Source organism: Clostridium thermarum, from assembly GCF_006351925.1.
GTDB lineage: Bacteria > Bacillota > Clostridia > Clostridiales > Clostridiaceae > Clostridium_AU > Clostridium_AU thermarum.
In genome coordinates, this window is sequence record NZ_CP040924.1 from 986690 (window position 1) to 1003939 (window position 17250).

Genomic DNA, 17250 nt, shown 5'->3' on the forward strand with positions numbered 1-17250 from the left:
AAAAAAAAATTAGCCCTTACGGGCTAGTAATATCAAGGCATTAGAATTATGCTCAAGGCTATTATCCTACACTAATGAGGTGATTTATGAAAAAAATTCGAGATATTATAAACGTTATATTTTTATTTTTTATATCAGGTGGATTTTATTCATCTTCAAATATTGCTCTTATAGGGATATCGTTTGCTAACATCATAATTCTATTAGTTAGTTTTTTAAATATCAAAAGAGCTAAGTTTGATTTTTTATCTTGTAAATATATAATTACGTTTATAATCTATATATTTTTATCGTGTACATGGGCATATGATTCAAGAAATACATTAATCAATGCATTTATATTTACTGGAACTGTAGCATATAGCTTGAATATGTTTTTTTATTATGATGAATGTGAATTTATAAGATATATGAGCTTTTTTAATCTTTCTTCTGCCATTTTATCTATTTTTCTAGTAATATTTTTACCAGATATAGGAACTTATTATGATGATAGATTCTTTAATTGGAGAGGTTATTTCGCACTAAAAAATGGTTTCGGAAGAACTATGGCATTAGGTTATGTTTTTTCGCTACTAAATTTTATATCTGAAAAGTCTAAATTTAGAAAGTTGACCGCATTATTAGCAATGGCATTAGCTGTTCTTTGTGTTTCCAAGAGTAATAGCTCAACATCTCTTGTTATTTTACTTATTTCTACTGTAGCAATATTAAGCTATAAATTTATCAATGCATATATTATAATTATTGGTACTTTTATAAGTGGGATTATTTTTTATATTTTATTTTTTTTACAAAATAATGAATGGTTCGGGTCAATTGCATCTCAGTTACTACAGTACTTTAATAGAGATATAACATTAACTGGGAGAACAGGAATCTGGAATTTCTCTATAGAAGCTATGAAGTTGAAACCATTACTTGGGTATGGGTATCATGGATTTTGGTATAATAATCCTTACTCGTATTATTTTAGTATGGCTAATGAGTTTATGATTGGTCATTCACATAATGGATATATTGACCTTCTATTGGATTTGGGCGTTATTGGAACTATAGTATTCTTTATTATGATAATTAACTATGTTATTAAATGTTTAGCGTATTATAAAATTAAAAAGCATATTAATGCATATTTCTATGTATTTTTCATTTGCCTATACATTATTATTAATTTTATTGAGGGTGAATTTTTGAGAAGTAATTCAATATTTATGGTTTCATTTGTCTGTTTAAATTATTATCTTTTACAGTTAAAAAAGTCAATAAAGTAACTTTTATTCTGCAATTTAAAATGTTAGTTTTCAAGTTGTTGATTACTTTAACTCTATAGTATACTATATCCAATAAAAAAGGATAGACGTATCCTGTGAGTAGTTGAATTTTTTAAGAAGTTAGCTTAAGTTTATTAAGTAGCATCTCAAGCGGAACATTTTTCTTTGCCTGACTGTAAATATAGTAAACAAACATTTTGAATGAGTTTCCTCTTAGTTCTCTCAAAGCATCAACGAGAGTAGCTTCACTACTAAGTATTTGTAACCTGTATATTTCCAGAAAATTAAGGGTTAAAAACACAAGTAGGAAGTATCTTTTAATGTAAAGTATGATTCAAACTTTGTATTCATCAAAAACTAGGTTACTTTTCGGATATTTATAGTTTGTTTCTATACTCCATCTGTTTTTATAGTAGGATATTACTGCTTCAGCATTTAACTCAACATCTGTAGATAGTAGATACATAGGATCCTTGAAATCATCACCGTCTCTCTCATAACATATAACAATCAAGGCATTTACAAAGTTGATAACGGGTCCTTCATAAAGATGGTACCTACACTCCTTATCCCTGATGGTAACGACATCGAGAGTAGAGGTGTCGATATACTTTGCGAATTCCTTAAGTGCATTGTTATGCCTAACGGCGATATTTTTTTATTGGACTTCAATGTACCAATCACGTGGTCTCCTTTGCTAAGAGTCGCTTCTATAGGCTTCTGACCTGTGTACTAGCTACCCATAAGGCAATATAATGTTTAGTGTAAAATAATATGATAAGCAATTTATAAAAATTTATGATTATTTTTATTTAATGTAAATTAGTTATTCAATACTAAAAAGAATATTTATAATTTATTTTTAGAGTATGGGGTGAATTAAGTGAAAATATGTCTTGTAGGATCTAGTGGAGGACATTTAACACATTTATATTTATTAAAAGATTGGTGGAAAGAGCAAGAACGTTTTTGGGTAACCTTTGATAAGGAAGACGCTAGAAGTTTGTTAAAAGATGAGAAAAAGTACTGGTGTTACTATCCAACTAATAGAAATATTATAAATTTAATAAAAAATACATTCCTTGCAATTAAAGTTTTAAGAAAAGAGAAACCGGATATAATAGTTTCTTCTGGAGCGGCTGTGGCAGTACCGTTTTTTTACATTGGAAAGTTATTAGGTGCAAAATTAGTATACATAGAAGTCTTTGATAGAATTGAATTACCAACTTTAACTGGAAAGATGGTGTATCCCATTACTGATAAGTTTATTTTACAATGGGAGGAGCAAAAAAAATTTTATCCTAAGGGAATATATCTGGGAGGAATTATATGATATTTGTTAGTGTTGGAACACATGAACAGCAATTTAACAGATTAATTTCTAAAATAGATGCTCTTGTTAAAAGTAATGAGATAAAAGATACAGTATTTATTCAGTCTGGATATTCAACTGAAAAAATAGAATGTTGCGATTTCAAAAAACTCATTGGATATGAAGAAATGGAAAAGTATACAAGAGAAGCAAGCATAATTATCGTTCATGGGGGACCTGGTAGTATTATGCAGGCTTGGAAGTATGGCAAGAAACCAATTGTTGTTCCACGAAATCCTATATTCGGTGAACATGTTGACAATCATCAAATTAAGTTTACACAAAGATTAGAAAGGGACAATATGGTTCTAGCTGTGTATGATATAGAAGATTTGGAGAAAATAATTGTCGCTGTAGAGAATGGAGAGATATCTTTGGACTACAGTAGCAAATTTAATAACAATATTAATTTTGTTGCTAAGTTTATTGAAGAATTAAATAGATGAAGGTATTATGGTGAGAGTATGAATATAGTAATAAATGCAATCCTAATGGGAGAAAATCCAAGAGGAGTGGGTGTATATATTAACAATTTAATAAAAAGTCTAGCTGAAGTTGATAAAAAGAATAATTATTATATATATTACGGAGGGTGGATGAAAGGATTTGATTTTTATAACATTAAACAGAATAATTTCACATTCATTAAAGAGAATATAAGTCAAAATAAGGTACTAAGAAATTTATATCAATTAATTATTTTTCCATTGAAGACTCTAAAATATTCGCCGGATGTGATTCATATACCTGATACATCGCCAGTATTAATAATGGGAAACAAAACAATTTCAACTATACATGATTTAGCAGAGTTTTATTATCCTGAAAAGTATGGGAAACTACAAGCTTTAATTAGAAAAGTTATTGTAAATGTTCAAATAAAGAGATCAGCAAAGATTATTACTATTTCTGAATTTTCAAAGCAAAGTATTATGTCTAGATTTAAATGCAAGAATAAAAAAATAACAGTTATCTATAATGGAGTAGATTTTAAAAAAGCAACTAATGTTAAACAGGTTTCTTCTGAAGAAGTACTAAATAAATATAAATTAACTAAAGGTAGATATTTTCTATTTGTTAGCGAGTTAGAAAGAACTAAGAATGCATCTGTTATTGTAGAATGTTACAATAAGTATTTTAAAGGTACAAATTATAAAATTGTTCTATGTGGAAAAAAAGGAAATGATTACGAATATATCAATACAAAAATTAAAGAATTTGGGTTAGAGAATATGGTTGTTTATACTGGTTATGTTACTGATTTAGAATTAGTGACACTATATAAAAATGCAACTACTTTCATATTTCCATCCTTATTTGAAGGGTTTGGATTACCTATAATTGAGGCTATGGCGAATGGTGTGCCAGTTATATGTTCAAATAGGTCTTCACTGCCTGAGGTTGGGGGAGGGGCAGTTCTAAAATTCGATCCTAATGGCATAGATGAATTATATGAATGTATACTTAAGGCCCAAGATGAGAGTACAAGAACAAAAATGATTCAATTAGGATTTGATAGGATAAAAATTTTTAATTGGGAAAATACTGCTAAAGCAGTACTAGATATATATTGGGAGGTTTATAATAATGATAAAAGTAAAGTTAATTGACTACATTGGAACATGTGACGAAAATTATAAACCGATAGGACATCAGATTAAGATTATAAAGGAATATTTTAATATAATTGATAAAGACATATCAGTTAGTTTAGCTATACCCGAAATATATAAAGATTATATAAAAGATGAAAGAGTAAGAAAGATTACTTGGTTAGAATCAAAAATTAAAACTTTTGATTCAAGGATTACTGTAAAAGTTAAAAATTTCATTTACAAGATTAAGAGTATTTTTAAATCTCTTAGACGGGATGATAATGATATTTTATGGTTTGTAAATTTTGATTATTTTTTGGGATTTTTTATGTTATATGGTAAAAAAATTTAAAATAAAAAGATTTTAGTAACATCTTTTATGGAATATTATAGTGGTGGCAATAAGTATATTAATATGATAAAAAACCATTTATATAAAAAGATTCTAGACAATGCAAGTTTTATTATAACTTCGAATAGAAGATTAAATAATCAATATAAGAATTCAATTTTTTTGCCCGATTATTATTATTCTGACCAATATAAAAAATATGATAGCAATACGAAGAGTGATGAAGTTTTATGTGTTGGCACGATGAATGATGTTAAGGATATAGAAGGACTAGTAAGAGTTTTTTCTAAAATGAATGTCAATTTAAAAATAATTGGTAAGTTTAGTGATAAATTAAGATATAGCACATTGCTTAAAAATAAGATAGATAATATTGAGATAATAGATAAAAATTTGGACTATGATGAGTACTATAATTTAATTGGGAGAACAAAATTTGTCGTATTACCATATAAGGGTGATGGATATGAAAATAGAACAAGCGGTGTATTGTTAGAAGCAATGTTTCTAAATTGCATTCCTATAGCACCTAAGTTTTTACTTGAATTTAATGGTGTTGATGGTATAGGATATAACTGTTTGGAAGAATTACTTAATATAAAACTTAGTAATTACTCAGTAAAAAGAGATTATTTTTTAGGTGAAAATTCACCATATCTTATATCAAATGTAAAAGAAATGATTAACAAGCTCCTCAAGGAAATTTGATTAAGGAGTATAACAAAAGTATAGATAAATCGATATATTTTGTTAACTTTATATTATTAGTATGTAATACAGAAGAAGGTATATTCATCTTTAACGAAAGGATTGATCTAGATGCTATGTGCTCTTATAATGGCTGGTGGAAAAGGTGAACGTTTTTGGCCTTTATCCACTGACGAAAAACCAAAGCAATTTTTAAATTTGCTTGGTGATAAATCCATGATTCAAATGACGGTGGAAAGACTACAGGCACTTATACCTATAGAGAGGATATTCGTAGTAACCGGAGAAATTTATAAAGACCTTGTTCAAGAGCAATTGCCGGATTTACTGGAAGCAAATATTATAATGGAGCCCATTGGTAGAAATACTGCTCCATGTATAGCTTTATCTGCAATGTATATAAAAAAGTTTTATAATGATGCAGTAATAGCAGTACTTCCATCAGACCATCTTATAAAAGATGATGAAGGATTTTTAAAGGTTTTATCCGTAGGCGGTAATTTTGTTAAAAATAAAGAAGATGCTATAGTTACTATTGGTATAAATCCTGATAGACCTGAGACAGGCTATGGCTACATAAAGTTTGATAATGAAGCAAACGGCGAAATTGCTGCGGATTCAGATGAGATTCAAGTACTACCAGTTAGTGCCTTTGTAGAGAAACCTTCACGGGAAAAGGCACAGCGGTATATTTCTGAAGGAAACTACCTTTGGAATGCCGGCATGTTTATATGGACGGCAGATCATATAATAGAACTTACAAAAAAACATCTTTACAATACATATAGTGTATTAAAGTGTATAGATATGTCTAATCCTCAAATTTTTAAAGAACAGTGTAAAATAAAGTATCCACTTGTAGATAATATATCCGTTGACTATGGCATTATGGAAAAGGCTGAGAACATTTATATTATACCAGGTGACTTTGGGTGGGATGATATAGGAAGCTGGTTTGCAGTGGAGCGTTATTGTAATAAAGATGAGGACAACAATGTTCATCAGGGCAAAGTCATAAGTATAGATTCTAAGGAGAATTTAGTTATATCCTATCAGAAACCTATTGTTGTTGTAGGTACTGATAATTTACTTGTAGTGGAAAGTGATGAACTTATATTTGTATGTTCAAAGGATAGTATAAGTGCGCTTAAAGATATAAAGAAGAAAGTCTTAGAACAGTAGATTCTTAAAATGTAAGTGTCAAACTGTCCCCACATCAGTAAACAAAAATGCTGCGCAAAAGCGCAGCTTAATTCTAGATGTTATTTGGCATAACAATTACTTGGAAGTTCTTTTGACCAAGGCAGAAGCTTGTTAAGTTCCTCCGTACTTAAAACTTCTATGTTAGTGATTATTACGCTCCATTAGAACCGTAGGTTCATATTTTCAAAACTATCGATTCACAGTAAAGAAACCATCTATTCACTTATAAGCACCGCCTGAAGGCGGTGCCTGTATAACTTAATTTATTTGGTGGAGAAATGTTCGTAAGCGTCAAAAATTAAGTATCTAGATAGCATGTCTTCTCATTGATAAACTTATTTCATAAGATTATTATTGGGAGGGTAACTATGTCTAGAAGATTAGATAATGCAACCTGGGAAGAATATATTAATAAATTTGATGCATGTAATGGAACAATAACTGTTAAAGATTTTTGTTTAGAAAATAAACTTACTAAAAGTCAATTTTACTATCATAAAAGAAGAGTAGAAAGGGCAAAATTTGAAAACAAAGAAACAGTTTTTCATGCTATTTCTTTAGATAATAAAGAGAATAATATTAAAGAAAATATCTATACTTTGAATGAGGTAAAGATTACAATAGGTAATACCATCATAGCCATTCCTGTTAATGAAACTGCTCTAATATCATCAATAATAAAGGAATTAGCTGCAAAATGTTAAACATAGATAAAGTAGAAACAGTTTATCTTGCCTGCGGCTACACGGATTTAAGGAAAAGTATTGATGGTTTAGTTATGATAGTTCAGAATCAATTTAAACTGAATCCTTTTGATAAAGCCTTATTTGTTTTTTGTAATAGACAAATGGACAAATTAAAAATTCTTCACTTTGATGAAGGTTTTTGGCTATATTATCACCGTTTAGAAGCGAATCGCTTCAAATGGCCTGCTACGACAGAAGAAGCATTGAAAGTAAATATAGAAGAATTACGGTGGCTTCTAAAGGGGTACGAAGTAAGAACAAAATCCAAGTTTAAACCTATAAAACAAAGTAATTATTTTTAAAAGTGTATCACTCCAAAACCGTTGAAAAACCTTTATTTTCAACGGTTTTTGTGGTATAATAAATATATAGAATAAAGCTAAAGAGGTAATCATGAATCACGAAATTTTAACTAATGAACTTGATGAAAATACAAAATTATTAATTGAAAAAATGGAAAAAGAATTAAGCTCAAAAGATGAAGAAATAAGAAAACTTAAAAATGAGTTAGAATTCTTAAAAGGTGTTATATCAAATAAAAATAGGAAGATATTTGGAGTATCTAGTGAAAAGGCAGATGCTAATCAATTATCTTTTTTCAACGAGGCCGAAAAATATAGTGATTCAAAGGTAGAAGAACCTACTTTAGAGGAAATTACATATAAAAGAGCTAAGAGAAATAATTACATAGGTAAAAAAGATAATCTAGCAGACTTAGAAAGAGTTGTTATTGAACATAAATTACAAGGTGATGACCTTAACTGTAAAGAATGCGGAGAGCAATTAGTTGAAATAGGTGTAAAATCAAGAAAAGAGATAATTAAATATATTCCGGCTAAGCTTGTAGTTGAAGAACACGTGATTTACAGCTACGCTTGTAAATCATGCGAAAAGGAAACTGGTGAAAGTAATATAATTTCAGCAGAAGCACCACAAACTATTTTTTATAATAGTATGGCTTCTAATGAGTTAATTGCTCATACTCTTATACTTAAATATCAACATGCTATGCCACTTTATAGGCAAGAAAGCTATTTTGATATGATGGGTGCTACTCTTTCAAGACAAACTCTATGTAACTGGACTATGTCAGCAGCTGAGGCTTTAGAGCCAATATATAACCACATGCAAAAAGAATTACTAAGCAGAAATTATATTCATGCAGATGAGACTACTTTAAAAGTAATTAATGACAATGGCAAGGATTCTAAATCTCAAAAATATATGTGGTTATATATGAGTGATACCAATTCAAAGCCAGTAATTTTGTATGATTATCAGAGTACCAGATCCAGCTCTTGCCCTAAAAATTTCTTAGGAGATTTCAAAGGATTTCTCCAAACGGATGGTTATAGCGGTTATAACTCCGTTACAAACGCTACAAGGGTATATTGCTTAGCTCACATAAGAAGATACTTCCATAATATAATTGTAGACTTAGATGAAGAAGCCCTAAAAAATTCTAGAGCAATAATAGGGTTTAATTATTGTGAGCAAATTTATAAACTTGAAAAAGAGCTTAGAGAATCCTTTTCAAGTAAGGATGATTATTATGATATTAGATTTAAAATAAGAGCTGAAAAATTAGCTCCAATTATAGATAACTTTATTGAATATGTTGAAAGAGAAATAAAAGCTGCTCTTCCAAGAAGTCCGTTGGGTAAAGCACTTGATTATGCTAAAAAGCATTTACCAGGATTAAAGAATGTACTGCTAGATGGTTCTTTAGAGGTAGACAATAATGCAGCGGAAAGAGCTATTAAACCTTTCGTTATCGGCCGTAAGAACTTCCTTTTTGCTAATACTGCTAAAGGTGCCACACATAGTGCTAATATTTACAGCATTATTGAAACTGCCAAGGCTAATAAATTAGTTGTAGAAAGGTATTTAGTTTATCTATTTGATAATCTATTGAAGATAGATATAGAAGGTAGCGAAAGCTTAGAGAATCTTATGCCTTGGTCAGATAAGATTCCTGAAAATATGAAAATTAAAGATAGGAAATAAGTTAATCCCAGTAAAGTTTAGTAAATTGCCTTACTGGGATATTTTAATGCTATTTTTCAAGTTATTAAAGGTACTAAAACTTTGACTCTTACAGAGGAGTATAAAAAATGAACCTATTAGAATTACCAGATATAGATTTGAATAAGGAATTGAGTAAATGTAAGAACATGGAGGACCTTGTTGGCAAGAATGGATTAATGCAGAGATTGTTTGGAGGGATAATACAGCAGTTTCTAGAGTGTTGTTAATGGTAAAATAAAATGGAGAGATTTCGGCAAACAAAAAGGGAGAATAATTCCCAGTATAGTTTAATATTACTCCTACCTCTGATAGAATAAAAGAGTTATTCATCAGAGGGGGATGCAGAATGAAGGGATGGAAAGTGTTTGCTGAAATACAAGAACTTAAAAGGAAAGGATTGAACAAATCTCAAGTAGAGAGAATAATGAATATCAACTACAAGACAGTAACGAAATACTGGAATATGAAGCCAGAAGAATATGCAGAATTAGTGAAGGAGGCAAAGAACAGAGCAAAGAAATTAGACAAGTACAAAAGTGATATACTTTCGTGGATAAGAGAATTTAGAGATATATCAACGGCTCAGATCCATGATTGGTTAAGAGAACGTTATGGAGAGTTAGATTTTAAGGACAGAACACTGAGATGGTATGTTAAGAAGTTAAGAAAAGACTTTAACCTGCCGAAGGCAGCACGTGATAGGCAATATATGGAGGTACCAGAATTGCCCATGGGATATCAAGCACAAGTAGACTTTGGACAGGCTTGGCTTCATCGGCCTGACGGCTCGAGGATAAAACTTTACTGCTTTGCTATGGTACTCTCTCATTCAAGATTTAAGTATGTATATTGGTTGGATAAGCCTTTTACTACGGCAACTTTCATTGAGGCTCATGATAGAGCATTTGAGTATTTTGGAGGTATGCCGAAGGAAATAGTTTATGACCAGGATAGAATACTTGCAGTAGATGAAAATTTCGGCGACGTTGTGTACACCGAAGAATTTCAAAACTATATTAATCTAATGCGGTTTAAGACTAGGCTCTGTCGAGCCTATGACCCGGAAAGCAAAGGTAAAGTAGAAGCAGTAGTTAAGTTTGTTAAATATAACTTTGCTATACATAGAGTGTTCGTAGACATAGATTCTTTCAATGAGGATTGCCTGAAATGGCTTGACAGGACTGGGAATGGAAAGGTACATGATATAACGAAAAAGGTACCAGCAGAAGTGCTCGTTTCGGAGAGACAACACTTACAACCAGTACCTCAATCAATTGATAAAAAATCCAATGATACTAGTTTAATCTATAGCGTGAGAAAAAACAATATTGTTTTTTATAAACAAAATAGATATCAAGTGCCGAAAGGAACTTACGAACCTGGAAAACAGGTGAAACTAGTACTTAAAGATAACTCATTGGATATAGTAGATTTAGAAACCGGAGAGATTATAGCACATCATGTTATAAGCAGTAAAAAAGGTGAATTGGTTAAACTTAATCATCCGGAAAGATATATAAGTAAAACTACTGAAGAAATGTACTTTAAAGCACTCACAGTGCTTGGTGGCACGGAAAGTGCCAAGACACTTCTAGATAATATAAGAAAGGAAAGATCAAGGTATGCTAAGGATCAATTAGGTGTTATAGTTAAGGCTGCGTCTAATTATGATGAAGAGTCTGTAAAAAAGGCAATAGAGTATTGTGTAAGCCGAAGGCTCTGGAGTGCCGGAATGTTTAAGGATACACTTGAACATTTTAGTATGAAAAATAGTGAAAATTCAAGCAAGAAACCTACTTTAAACAATTCCTCCATCCCTTCAAAGTGCAAGGGTGTAAAGACAGAAATTAGAGCAATAAGTGAGTATACAATGGCTTTGAAGGAGGATAATAGAGAATGGAAAAATTAGAATTGATAAAGGGTTGCGCAAAAACACTTAAACTTAACAATTTAAGTGCTAACGCATCAACAATAATTGAAAACGCTGATGTTAATGACTTATCGTATCAAGATTTGCTACTGGATATACTTAAGAGTGAAGTAAATCTAAAAGAGAAGAAGGCTCAAGAAAGGCTACTTAAAAATGCCGGGTTTCCTATAATTAAGCGCATAGAAGATTTTGATTTAAACTTTCAGAAGTCTATAACACCTAGACAAATTAACAGGCTCTTGGAACTAGAATGGATAGATAGGATGTTTAATCTTATCTTCCTAGGGCCTCCAGGTGTGGGAAAAACCCACCTTGCTATCGCAATGGGGTTAAAAGCCGTTGAGGACGGCTATAGGGTTAGTTTTGTTTCAATGGATAATCTTATGCATGTACTAAAAACTCAAGATATATCAAGAAAAAGTAAAGGTAAAGTCAATAGCATACTATCTTCTAGCCTTGTCATAATTGATGAATTAGGATACCTTCCTATAAACAAAGAAGAAGCAAATCTGTTCTTTCAGTTAATATCTGCACTTCATGAGCAGGCTTCGATAATAATCACGTCTAATTGATTATTACGCTCCATTAGAACCGTAGGTTCATATTTTCAAAACTATCGATTCACAGTAAAGAAACCATCTATTCACTTATAAGCACCGCCTGAAGGCGGTGCCTGTATAACTTAATTTATTTGGTGGAGAAATGTTCCCTCATGTTCATGTTCCCAGTATCAATACGAATAGATTTATGTACGATCCGGTCTAGAATAGCATCAGCCATGGTCCCGCCCCCTAAGCGAGTATGCCAATCTGACACTTTGTACTGAGTGCAAAACAAGGTGGAGTGACAATCATAGCGCTTCTCAGTAAGTTCAAAAATGAATCTGACATCATCATCGGTTAATTCTTGAAGGAGCCATTCATCCAGAATCAAGAGGTTGTAGTTAGAAAATTTGCTTACTAGCTTACTGATCCCTTTGCCTTGTAAAGTTGCCTCAGCACGAAGCTCCAGAAGCTCTGGCACTCTTATATAGCGTACTCGATATAACTGTCTGCATGCAGCTTTGCCCAATGCGCAAGCTAGAAAAGTCTTACCAGAGCCTGTGAAGCCATTAAGCACAAGGCTAAAGTTGTTACGCATGTATTGGCAGGTTGAAAGCTCAATAATTTGATTTTTATCAAGCCCCCTATCCGCATAGTAAATTGAGTTTACATCTGCATCAGTAAATCTGAATTTGGCTTGCTTTATTAGACGTATTGAGCGCTTATTGTTTTTATCCTGATAGAGACTATCAATAGCTAAAGTAATTCTTTCGTCAAAGGTCATGGCTGAGTAGAGCGGTTGATCGTCATCCTGTATTTTAAATATATCAACCAGTTCATCAAGGTTTAACTCTCGAAGCTTGCGTTTTGTTTCATCACCTATCATACCTGCCACCTCCGTAGTATTCTGCACCTCTTACATAGCCATGAGCATTGGACTTTGACTCTAGGGCTTTAAGATGGGCATTTTTCTTCTCAAGATAGATAATATCTTGATTACTGGCAAGAATGGACTTAAGCTGCTTATAACGAGGTACACGTGTCATAGGCAAGGCTACTTCACATGCAACTTCAAGGCGCTCTTCTGAATAACTCTTACTTAATTTTAAAACTGATAATGCAGAGTTATATCCTTGTTCTTTTATGGTTACACTCTTAAATATACGTAAGCGTCAAACTGTCCACACATTTTATGAATATAAATCTTGTGAGATAATACCTCTAGAATAAAATTCCGGAGGTGTTTTTATTGACAAAATTAAATATGGAAGATTGGCAGCAGCTCATTGCTGATTATAGATCTAGCGGCCTTACCGGGCCGGTATGGTGTCAGCAAAAACAATTGAGTATACACAAATTACGCTATTGGATTAACAAATTCAACAAAGCAGAGTTTAAAGAAGAACCAAGACAGCAGTGGGTTTCAGTAAAAACAAATTTATCTATAACAACAACATCTATTACTGTAAAAGTCGGTAAGGCTGAAATTTCAGTTTCGCAAGACTTCGATAAAGAACTCTTTGCAGATGTTGTCCAATCCCTATTAACTTTATGTTAAACCTAAAGCAGACTTCTAATGTATTTTTGGCTGCTGGAAGTACTGATATGAGAAAATCTATTGACGGTCTCGCCATCATCGTTCAGATGAATTTTAAGTTAGATCCATTCTCTGATGCACTTTTTGTATTCTGCAACGCTAAACGCGACAAACTCAAGTTGCTCTATTGGGAGCGGAATGGATTCTGGCTTTACTATCGCCGTTTGGAAAAAGGTCGCTTTAAGTGGCCTAATAATTCTAAAGACAAAGTTATACATGTAACGGAGCGGGAGCTCCGCTGGCTTTTAGATGGACTGGATATTAACCAAAAGGGAGTACATCGTGATATTATGCAGAGAAAAATCATTTGATTTTTTGTGGATAACCCTAAAAAATTCAATCAAAAAGTGGATAATTTCCAACTCTTTAAAACTTCTAAAACCGTTGAAAACACTAGCTTTTTACGACTTTTTTTCTTGATAATTTTGTATGAAAAGTGTATAATATAAGTATGAGTAAAACAGAAGTAAAATCATTTAACTTAGAGAATTACAGTCGTAAAGAGCTAGAGGATGCCTTCATAAAACTCAGCATTGAAAAGGAGCAGGCTGAGCTTAGACTAAAATGGTATGAAGAGCAATACAAGCTCAACAAGCAGAGACTATTTGGTAAATCCAGTGAAAAGAATATAGATGGTCAGATTAACATGCCAATATTTAACGAGGCTGAAAGTGAGCGACAGCCTTTTACTGCTGAGCCTAATTTAGATGATTGTGCAAAGCAACAACAATCTTCATCCAAGGCTAAAAAGCTTAAAGGAAAACGTGAAAAAGATCTTTCAGATCTTCCTAAGCAAATAGTTGAATATAAGCTCTCAGCTGAAGAACAGGTTTGTTCTCAATGTGGCGGTCAACTCCATGAGGTGCGTTCCGAAATCCGCAGAGAGCTGGAGGTCATCCCGGCACAAATTATCGTAAAAGAAATCCACAGCATGATTTATTCCTGTCGGAAATGTGAAAAGGAAGATATAACTGTCCCAATGATTTCGGCGCCAACCCCTAAGCCTGTCATTAAGGGAAGTATAGCATCCCCTTCTATAATAGCATATATCATGACTAGGAAATATGTAGATGCTACTCCTCTTTATAGGCAGGAACAAGAATACAAGCGGCGTGGTTTACCAGTTAACCGTCAAAACATGGCTAACTGGATTATTCGGGCTGCACAAGATTGGCTGAATCCTTTGTACCTGCGTCTACGTAAATACCTTACGGACTATGATGTAGCTCATGCGGACGAAACAGAACTAGAAGTTCTCAATGAGCCGGGCCGTGAGGCCACAACAAGGTCTTATATGTGGATGTACCGTACAGGCAATGGGCATGAGCCTATTGTTCTATACGATTATCAGCCATCAAGGGCAGGAGATAATGCCAAAACCTTCTTAAATGGATTTAAGGGTTATCTTCATGTTGATGCCTATGACGGTTATGACAAACTTTTGAAAGATTCCAAAGCCGGCGGTGCCATGGAAGTTACTCTCGTAGCGTGCTTCGCACATGCAAGGAGGTATTTCACTGATACCTTAAAGGCAGTGACTGATAAAGAAAGCTACATGTATACCTCTGCTTATCAAGGAGTCAAATATATTGATGAAATGTTTAAGCTTGAGGAAGAACTATCAAGTTTGTCATCTGAAGACCGGTATGATGAACGCCTTAGCAAACTTAAACCAATGCTAGAGGCTTATTTCTCATGGATTGAAAAGGAACACGCTCTTGCACTACCCAAATCAAGTTACGGGAAAGCTGTCAATTACTCATTCAATCAGAAGGATAAACTGATGAGTATACTCAAAGATGGCAGGCTGGAACTTAGCAATAACCGCGCCGAAAGGGCAATAAAGCCATTTGTCATTGGGAGAAAAAATTGGCTGTTCGCCAATACTCCGCAGGGAGCAAAGGCAAGTGCAGTTACTTATAGTATTATTGAAACTGCAAAGGAAAATGATCTTAATCCTTTTGAATACTTAAAATACTTATTTGAGCAGTTTCCAAATGTTGATATAAATGATTCTGAAGTTTTAGATTCTTTATTGCCTTGGTCATCTACCTTACCTAAATACTGTAAATCAAAACAAGTATAGCAGAGTCCCCATCTGAATAATAGGTGGGGACTATTTTACTCTATAGGAAATTATGTATTTAAGAAATTGTGGATAACTTCGATTATTTAAGTGTATCTGTATTTATCTAGGTGATTGCTATGAATAAGATAACCATAAAAATGATTCTGGAACATAAATGGTATGAATTCAAAGATAAGTTATCATATAGATTGCCTAAAGATATGCGAGAGCATATCTTTAATGTCGTTGAAAAATCTCTTCATTGTGGAGAAATTAATAAAGGTTACGCTGAGTACATGTGTTTCAATTGTGGAGAGAGTATTAAAGTAGGGTTCACTTGTAAAAGTAAGTTCTGTGTGAAATGTGGAAGGCTATACACGCTGAAATGGGTAGAAAAGCAGCAAGAGAATATGCTAAATGTAGTACATAGACATAGCGTATTTACTATACCTGAGGAACTTAGAAATTATTTTTATAAAAGAAGAGAGATGCTTAAAGACCTGATGGACGGAGTCTATCAAGTAATTGACTATTGGTACAAAAAACATAAGGGCAAGAGTTATGAGGTGGGTGTAATAGCGGTAATTCATACTTTTGGACGAGACTTAAAATGGAATCCTCATGTGCATGCACTTGTTACGGAAGGGGCTATTAACAATAAATATAGCTGGTGGAAGCCGGTAGAATATATACCATATGAATACCTAAGGAAGTCTTGGCAAAAAATTGTTTTAGATATCATAAAGAAATATTTTAAGGATTATAAAACTAGAAAATTAATTAGTACCTTGTACAGGGTATATAAAGATGGTTTTTATGTTAATGCAGACAGAGCCCTTACAGATATGAAAAAAGCCACTAAATACATAGGGAGATATCTTGCAAGAGCTGCGATAGCAGAGTATAGAATTGAAAGCTATGATGGTGAGAATGTAACCTTTTGGTACGAAGACCATGATACCGGTGAACATATAAAAGTTACATTGGATGTATTAACGTTCATTGGAAAGCTGGTACAACAAATTCATAAAAAAGGCTTTAAGTGCGTTAGAAGGTATGGTCTATATTCAAGGAAGAAAAATGCTTTGGCTAAAGAAATAATACACTTGTATAAGTTTGTTAAACAGTTAAAGATTTCAGATATTCTAAATAGAAAAAAGAAACAAGAAAAAAAGAGGTGGAAGCAGAGAATAATAGAGACTTTTGATAGAAATCCATTAGAATGCAGAAAGTGTAAAAAAGAAATGGAATTATGGAAAATCTGGCATGATGACTATGGTTTGATATATGATATAAGGGAATCAACCTATAAGGAGGATAAACCAGATGGATCCAATAGACGAATATTATTACGAACTCAATCCAATAGAGAAAGAAATTGTGTACAAATATCAATGCCGCAAGTGCGGTTTCGAAGAGTGGGCCCCAGCCTTTGTGGTAGATGAGATTGCATACATGGATGAGATTCTTGTGGAAGACTCTAAATGTGAAGATTTGGGAATGCCTATTTTGGTATGCCCTCGTTGTAATGCAGACTTTTATTTTACCGGTGACATTGAAAAGCAATAGAGTGGCGTTAGCCACTCTATTGAGAGTCCCCGTTAGGGGATTTTTTTATGAGGGAGCACAGCTTCTATTCCAAGTCATTTGGGATTATAATGAATGTAGGAGTACAATCATAATACTAATCCTGAATTTGGAAGATGGAACAGCATTTTCTATGACGAAGGCTTACTAGTGGGATCATTGATAGAATAATACACCATAGTTATCTCCTGCTTTTTAAGGGATAAAGTTACAGAATACAACACTGAACCACAAATTAACATATTTGT

At 32.7% G+C, this 17250-nt stretch carries 20 protein-coding genes and 1 pseudogene; 18 read left to right on the forward strand and 3 right to left on the reverse strand.

Annotated features, from left to right (window positions below; all coding sequences use genetic code 11):
- The first annotated feature begins 86 nt into the window (after nt 1–86).
- The gene (locus tag FHY60_RS04215) at nt 87–1274 is read left to right on the forward strand and encodes an O-antigen ligase family protein (RefSeq protein WP_139903738.1); all 1188 of its coding nucleotides are present in this window, start codon (nt 87–89) and stop codon (nt 1272–1274) included.
- A gap of 334 nt (nt 1275–1608) precedes the next feature.
- Here FHY60_RS04215 and FHY60_RS17800 read toward each other — a convergent pair whose 3' ends face one another.
- Nucleotides 1609–1788: a hypothetical protein gene (locus FHY60_RS17800; protein WP_180375467.1), complete on the reverse strand. Its 180-nt coding sequence runs from the start codon at nt 1786–1788 to the stop codon at nt 1609–1611.
- Nucleotides 1789–2157: 369 nt separating this feature from the next.
- On the opposite strand from FHY60_RS17800, the gene pssD reads away from it, so the two are divergent.
- The 12 genes and pseudogenes from pssD to FHY60_RS04275 all read left to right on the forward strand — a co-directional run bounded on the left by pssD (nt 2158) and on the right by FHY60_RS04275 (nt 11780).
- On the forward strand, nt 2158–2607 hold the full coding sequence (pssD, locus tag FHY60_RS04220; protein ID WP_139903740.1) for a PssD/Cps14F family polysaccharide biosynthesis glycosyltransferase: 450 nt from the start codon (nt 2158–2160) through the stop codon (nt 2605–2607).
- Nucleotides 2604–3092: a glycosyltransferase gene (locus FHY60_RS04225; RefSeq protein WP_139903742.1), complete on the forward strand. Its 489-nt coding sequence runs from the start codon at nt 2604–2606 to the stop codon at nt 3090–3092. Before pssD ends, FHY60_RS04225 begins: the two co-directional genes overlap by 4 nt.
- Before the next feature lie 18 nt (nt 3093–3110).
- The gene (locus tag FHY60_RS04230; RefSeq protein ID WP_139903743.1) at nt 3111–4256 is read left to right on the forward strand and encodes a glycosyltransferase family 4 protein; all 1146 of its coding nucleotides are present in this window, start codon (nt 3111–3113) and stop codon (nt 4254–4256) included.
- Entirely contained in the window at nt 4234–4593 is a 360-nt protein-coding gene (locus FHY60_RS04235; RefSeq protein WP_139903745.1) for a hypothetical protein, read from the forward strand. The genes FHY60_RS04230 and FHY60_RS04235 overlap by 23 nt, the downstream gene beginning before the upstream one ends.
- Before the next feature lie 63 nt (nt 4594–4656).
- The gene (locus FHY60_RS04240) at nt 4657–5301 is read left to right on the forward strand and encodes a glycosyltransferase (RefSeq protein ID WP_341472555.1); all 645 of its coding nucleotides are present in this window, start codon (nt 4657–4659) and stop codon (nt 5299–5301) included.
- A 111-nt stretch (nt 5302–5412) separates the two neighbouring features.
- Nucleotides 5413–6483, forward strand: a complete 1071-nt coding sequence (locus FHY60_RS04245) for a mannose-1-phosphate guanylyltransferase (protein ID WP_139903749.1) — start codon at nt 5413–5415, stop codon at nt 6481–6483.
- A gap of 389 nt (nt 6484–6872) precedes the next feature.
- Complete coding sequence (tnpA, locus tag FHY60_RS04250; RefSeq protein ID WP_139903751.1) at nt 6873–7208, forward strand: IS66 family insertion sequence element accessory protein TnpA; 336 nt, start codon at nt 6873–6875, stop codon at nt 7206–7208.
- On the forward strand, nt 7202–7552 hold the full coding sequence (gene tnpB / locus FHY60_RS04255) for an IS66 family insertion sequence element accessory protein TnpB (protein WP_139903753.1): 351 nt from the start codon (nt 7202–7204) through the stop codon (nt 7550–7552). Before tnpA (FHY60_RS04250) ends, tnpB (FHY60_RS04255) begins: the two co-directional genes overlap by 7 nt.
- A 91-nt stretch (nt 7553–7643) precedes the next feature.
- Complete coding sequence (tnpC, locus tag FHY60_RS04260) at nt 7644–9257, forward strand: IS66 family transposase (RefSeq protein WP_139903755.1); 1614 nt, start codon at nt 7644–7646, stop codon at nt 9255–9257.
- A gap of 107 nt (nt 9258–9364) precedes the next feature.
- Nucleotides 9365–9496: pseudogene (locus FHY60_RS04265) on the forward strand (IS256 family transposase); the annotation flags it as partial.
- A gap of 128 nt (nt 9497–9624) precedes the next feature.
- On the forward strand, nt 9625–11187 hold the full coding sequence (istA, locus tag FHY60_RS04270; RefSeq protein WP_243122222.1) for an IS21 family transposase: 1563 nt from the start codon (nt 9625–9627) through the stop codon (nt 11185–11187).
- Nucleotides 11175–11780 carry an ATP-binding protein gene (locus tag FHY60_RS04275; protein WP_139903756.1) on the forward strand — a complete coding sequence of 202 codons (606 nt, stop codon included), beginning with the start codon at nt 11175–11177 and terminating at the stop codon, nt 11778–11780. The genes istA and FHY60_RS04275 overlap by 13 nt, the downstream gene beginning before the upstream one ends.
- Before the next feature lie 115 nt (nt 11781–11895).
- On the opposite strand, the gene FHY60_RS04280 is transcribed toward FHY60_RS04275, so the two are convergent.
- Nucleotides 11896–12636 (reverse strand): ATP-binding protein, encoded by a 741-nt coding sequence (locus tag FHY60_RS04280; RefSeq protein ID WP_139903758.1) that lies wholly within the window; start codon nt 12634–12636, stop codon nt 11896–11898.
- Nucleotides 12626–12796, reverse strand: a complete 171-nt coding sequence (locus tag FHY60_RS17805) for a hypothetical protein (RefSeq protein ID WP_180375468.1) — start codon at nt 12794–12796, stop codon at nt 12626–12628. Before FHY60_RS17805 ends, FHY60_RS04280 begins: the two co-directional genes overlap by 11 nt.
- A 203-nt stretch (nt 12797–12999) precedes the next feature.
- Between FHY60_RS17805 and tnpA (FHY60_RS04285) the strand changes: the two genes are divergently transcribed.
- The 5 genes from tnpA (FHY60_RS04285) (at nt 13000) to FHY60_RS18440 (ending at nt 16984) form a co-directional block, all read left to right on the forward strand.
- A complete protein-coding gene (gene tnpA / locus FHY60_RS04285; RefSeq protein ID WP_139902291.1) occupies nt 13000–13308 on the forward strand; it encodes an IS66 family insertion sequence element accessory protein TnpA in 309 nt (102 codons plus the stop codon).
- Nucleotides 13302–13658, forward strand: coding sequence for an IS66 family insertion sequence element accessory protein TnpB (gene tnpB, locus FHY60_RS04290; RefSeq protein ID WP_139902289.1), 357 nt, complete (start codon nt 13302–13304; stop codon nt 13656–13658). Before tnpA (FHY60_RS04285) ends, tnpB (FHY60_RS04290) begins: the two co-directional genes overlap by 7 nt.
- A gap of 140 nt (nt 13659–13798) precedes the next feature.
- Nucleotides 13799–15433 carry an IS66 family transposase gene (tnpC, locus tag FHY60_RS04295; RefSeq protein WP_139902287.1) on the forward strand — a complete coding sequence of 545 codons (1635 nt, stop codon included), beginning with the start codon at nt 13799–13801 and terminating at the stop codon, nt 15431–15433.
- 119 nt (nt 15434–15552) lie between these two features.
- A complete protein-coding gene (locus FHY60_RS04300; protein ID WP_139903760.1) occupies nt 15553–16860 on the forward strand; it encodes an IS91 family transposase in 1308 nt (435 codons plus the stop codon).
- On the forward strand, nt 16850–16984 hold the full coding sequence (locus FHY60_RS18440; protein WP_279230445.1) for a hypothetical protein: 135 nt from the start codon (nt 16850–16852) through the stop codon (nt 16982–16984). Before FHY60_RS04300 ends, FHY60_RS18440 begins: the two co-directional genes overlap by 11 nt.
- The last annotated feature ends 266 nt before the right edge of the window (nt 16985–17250 follow it).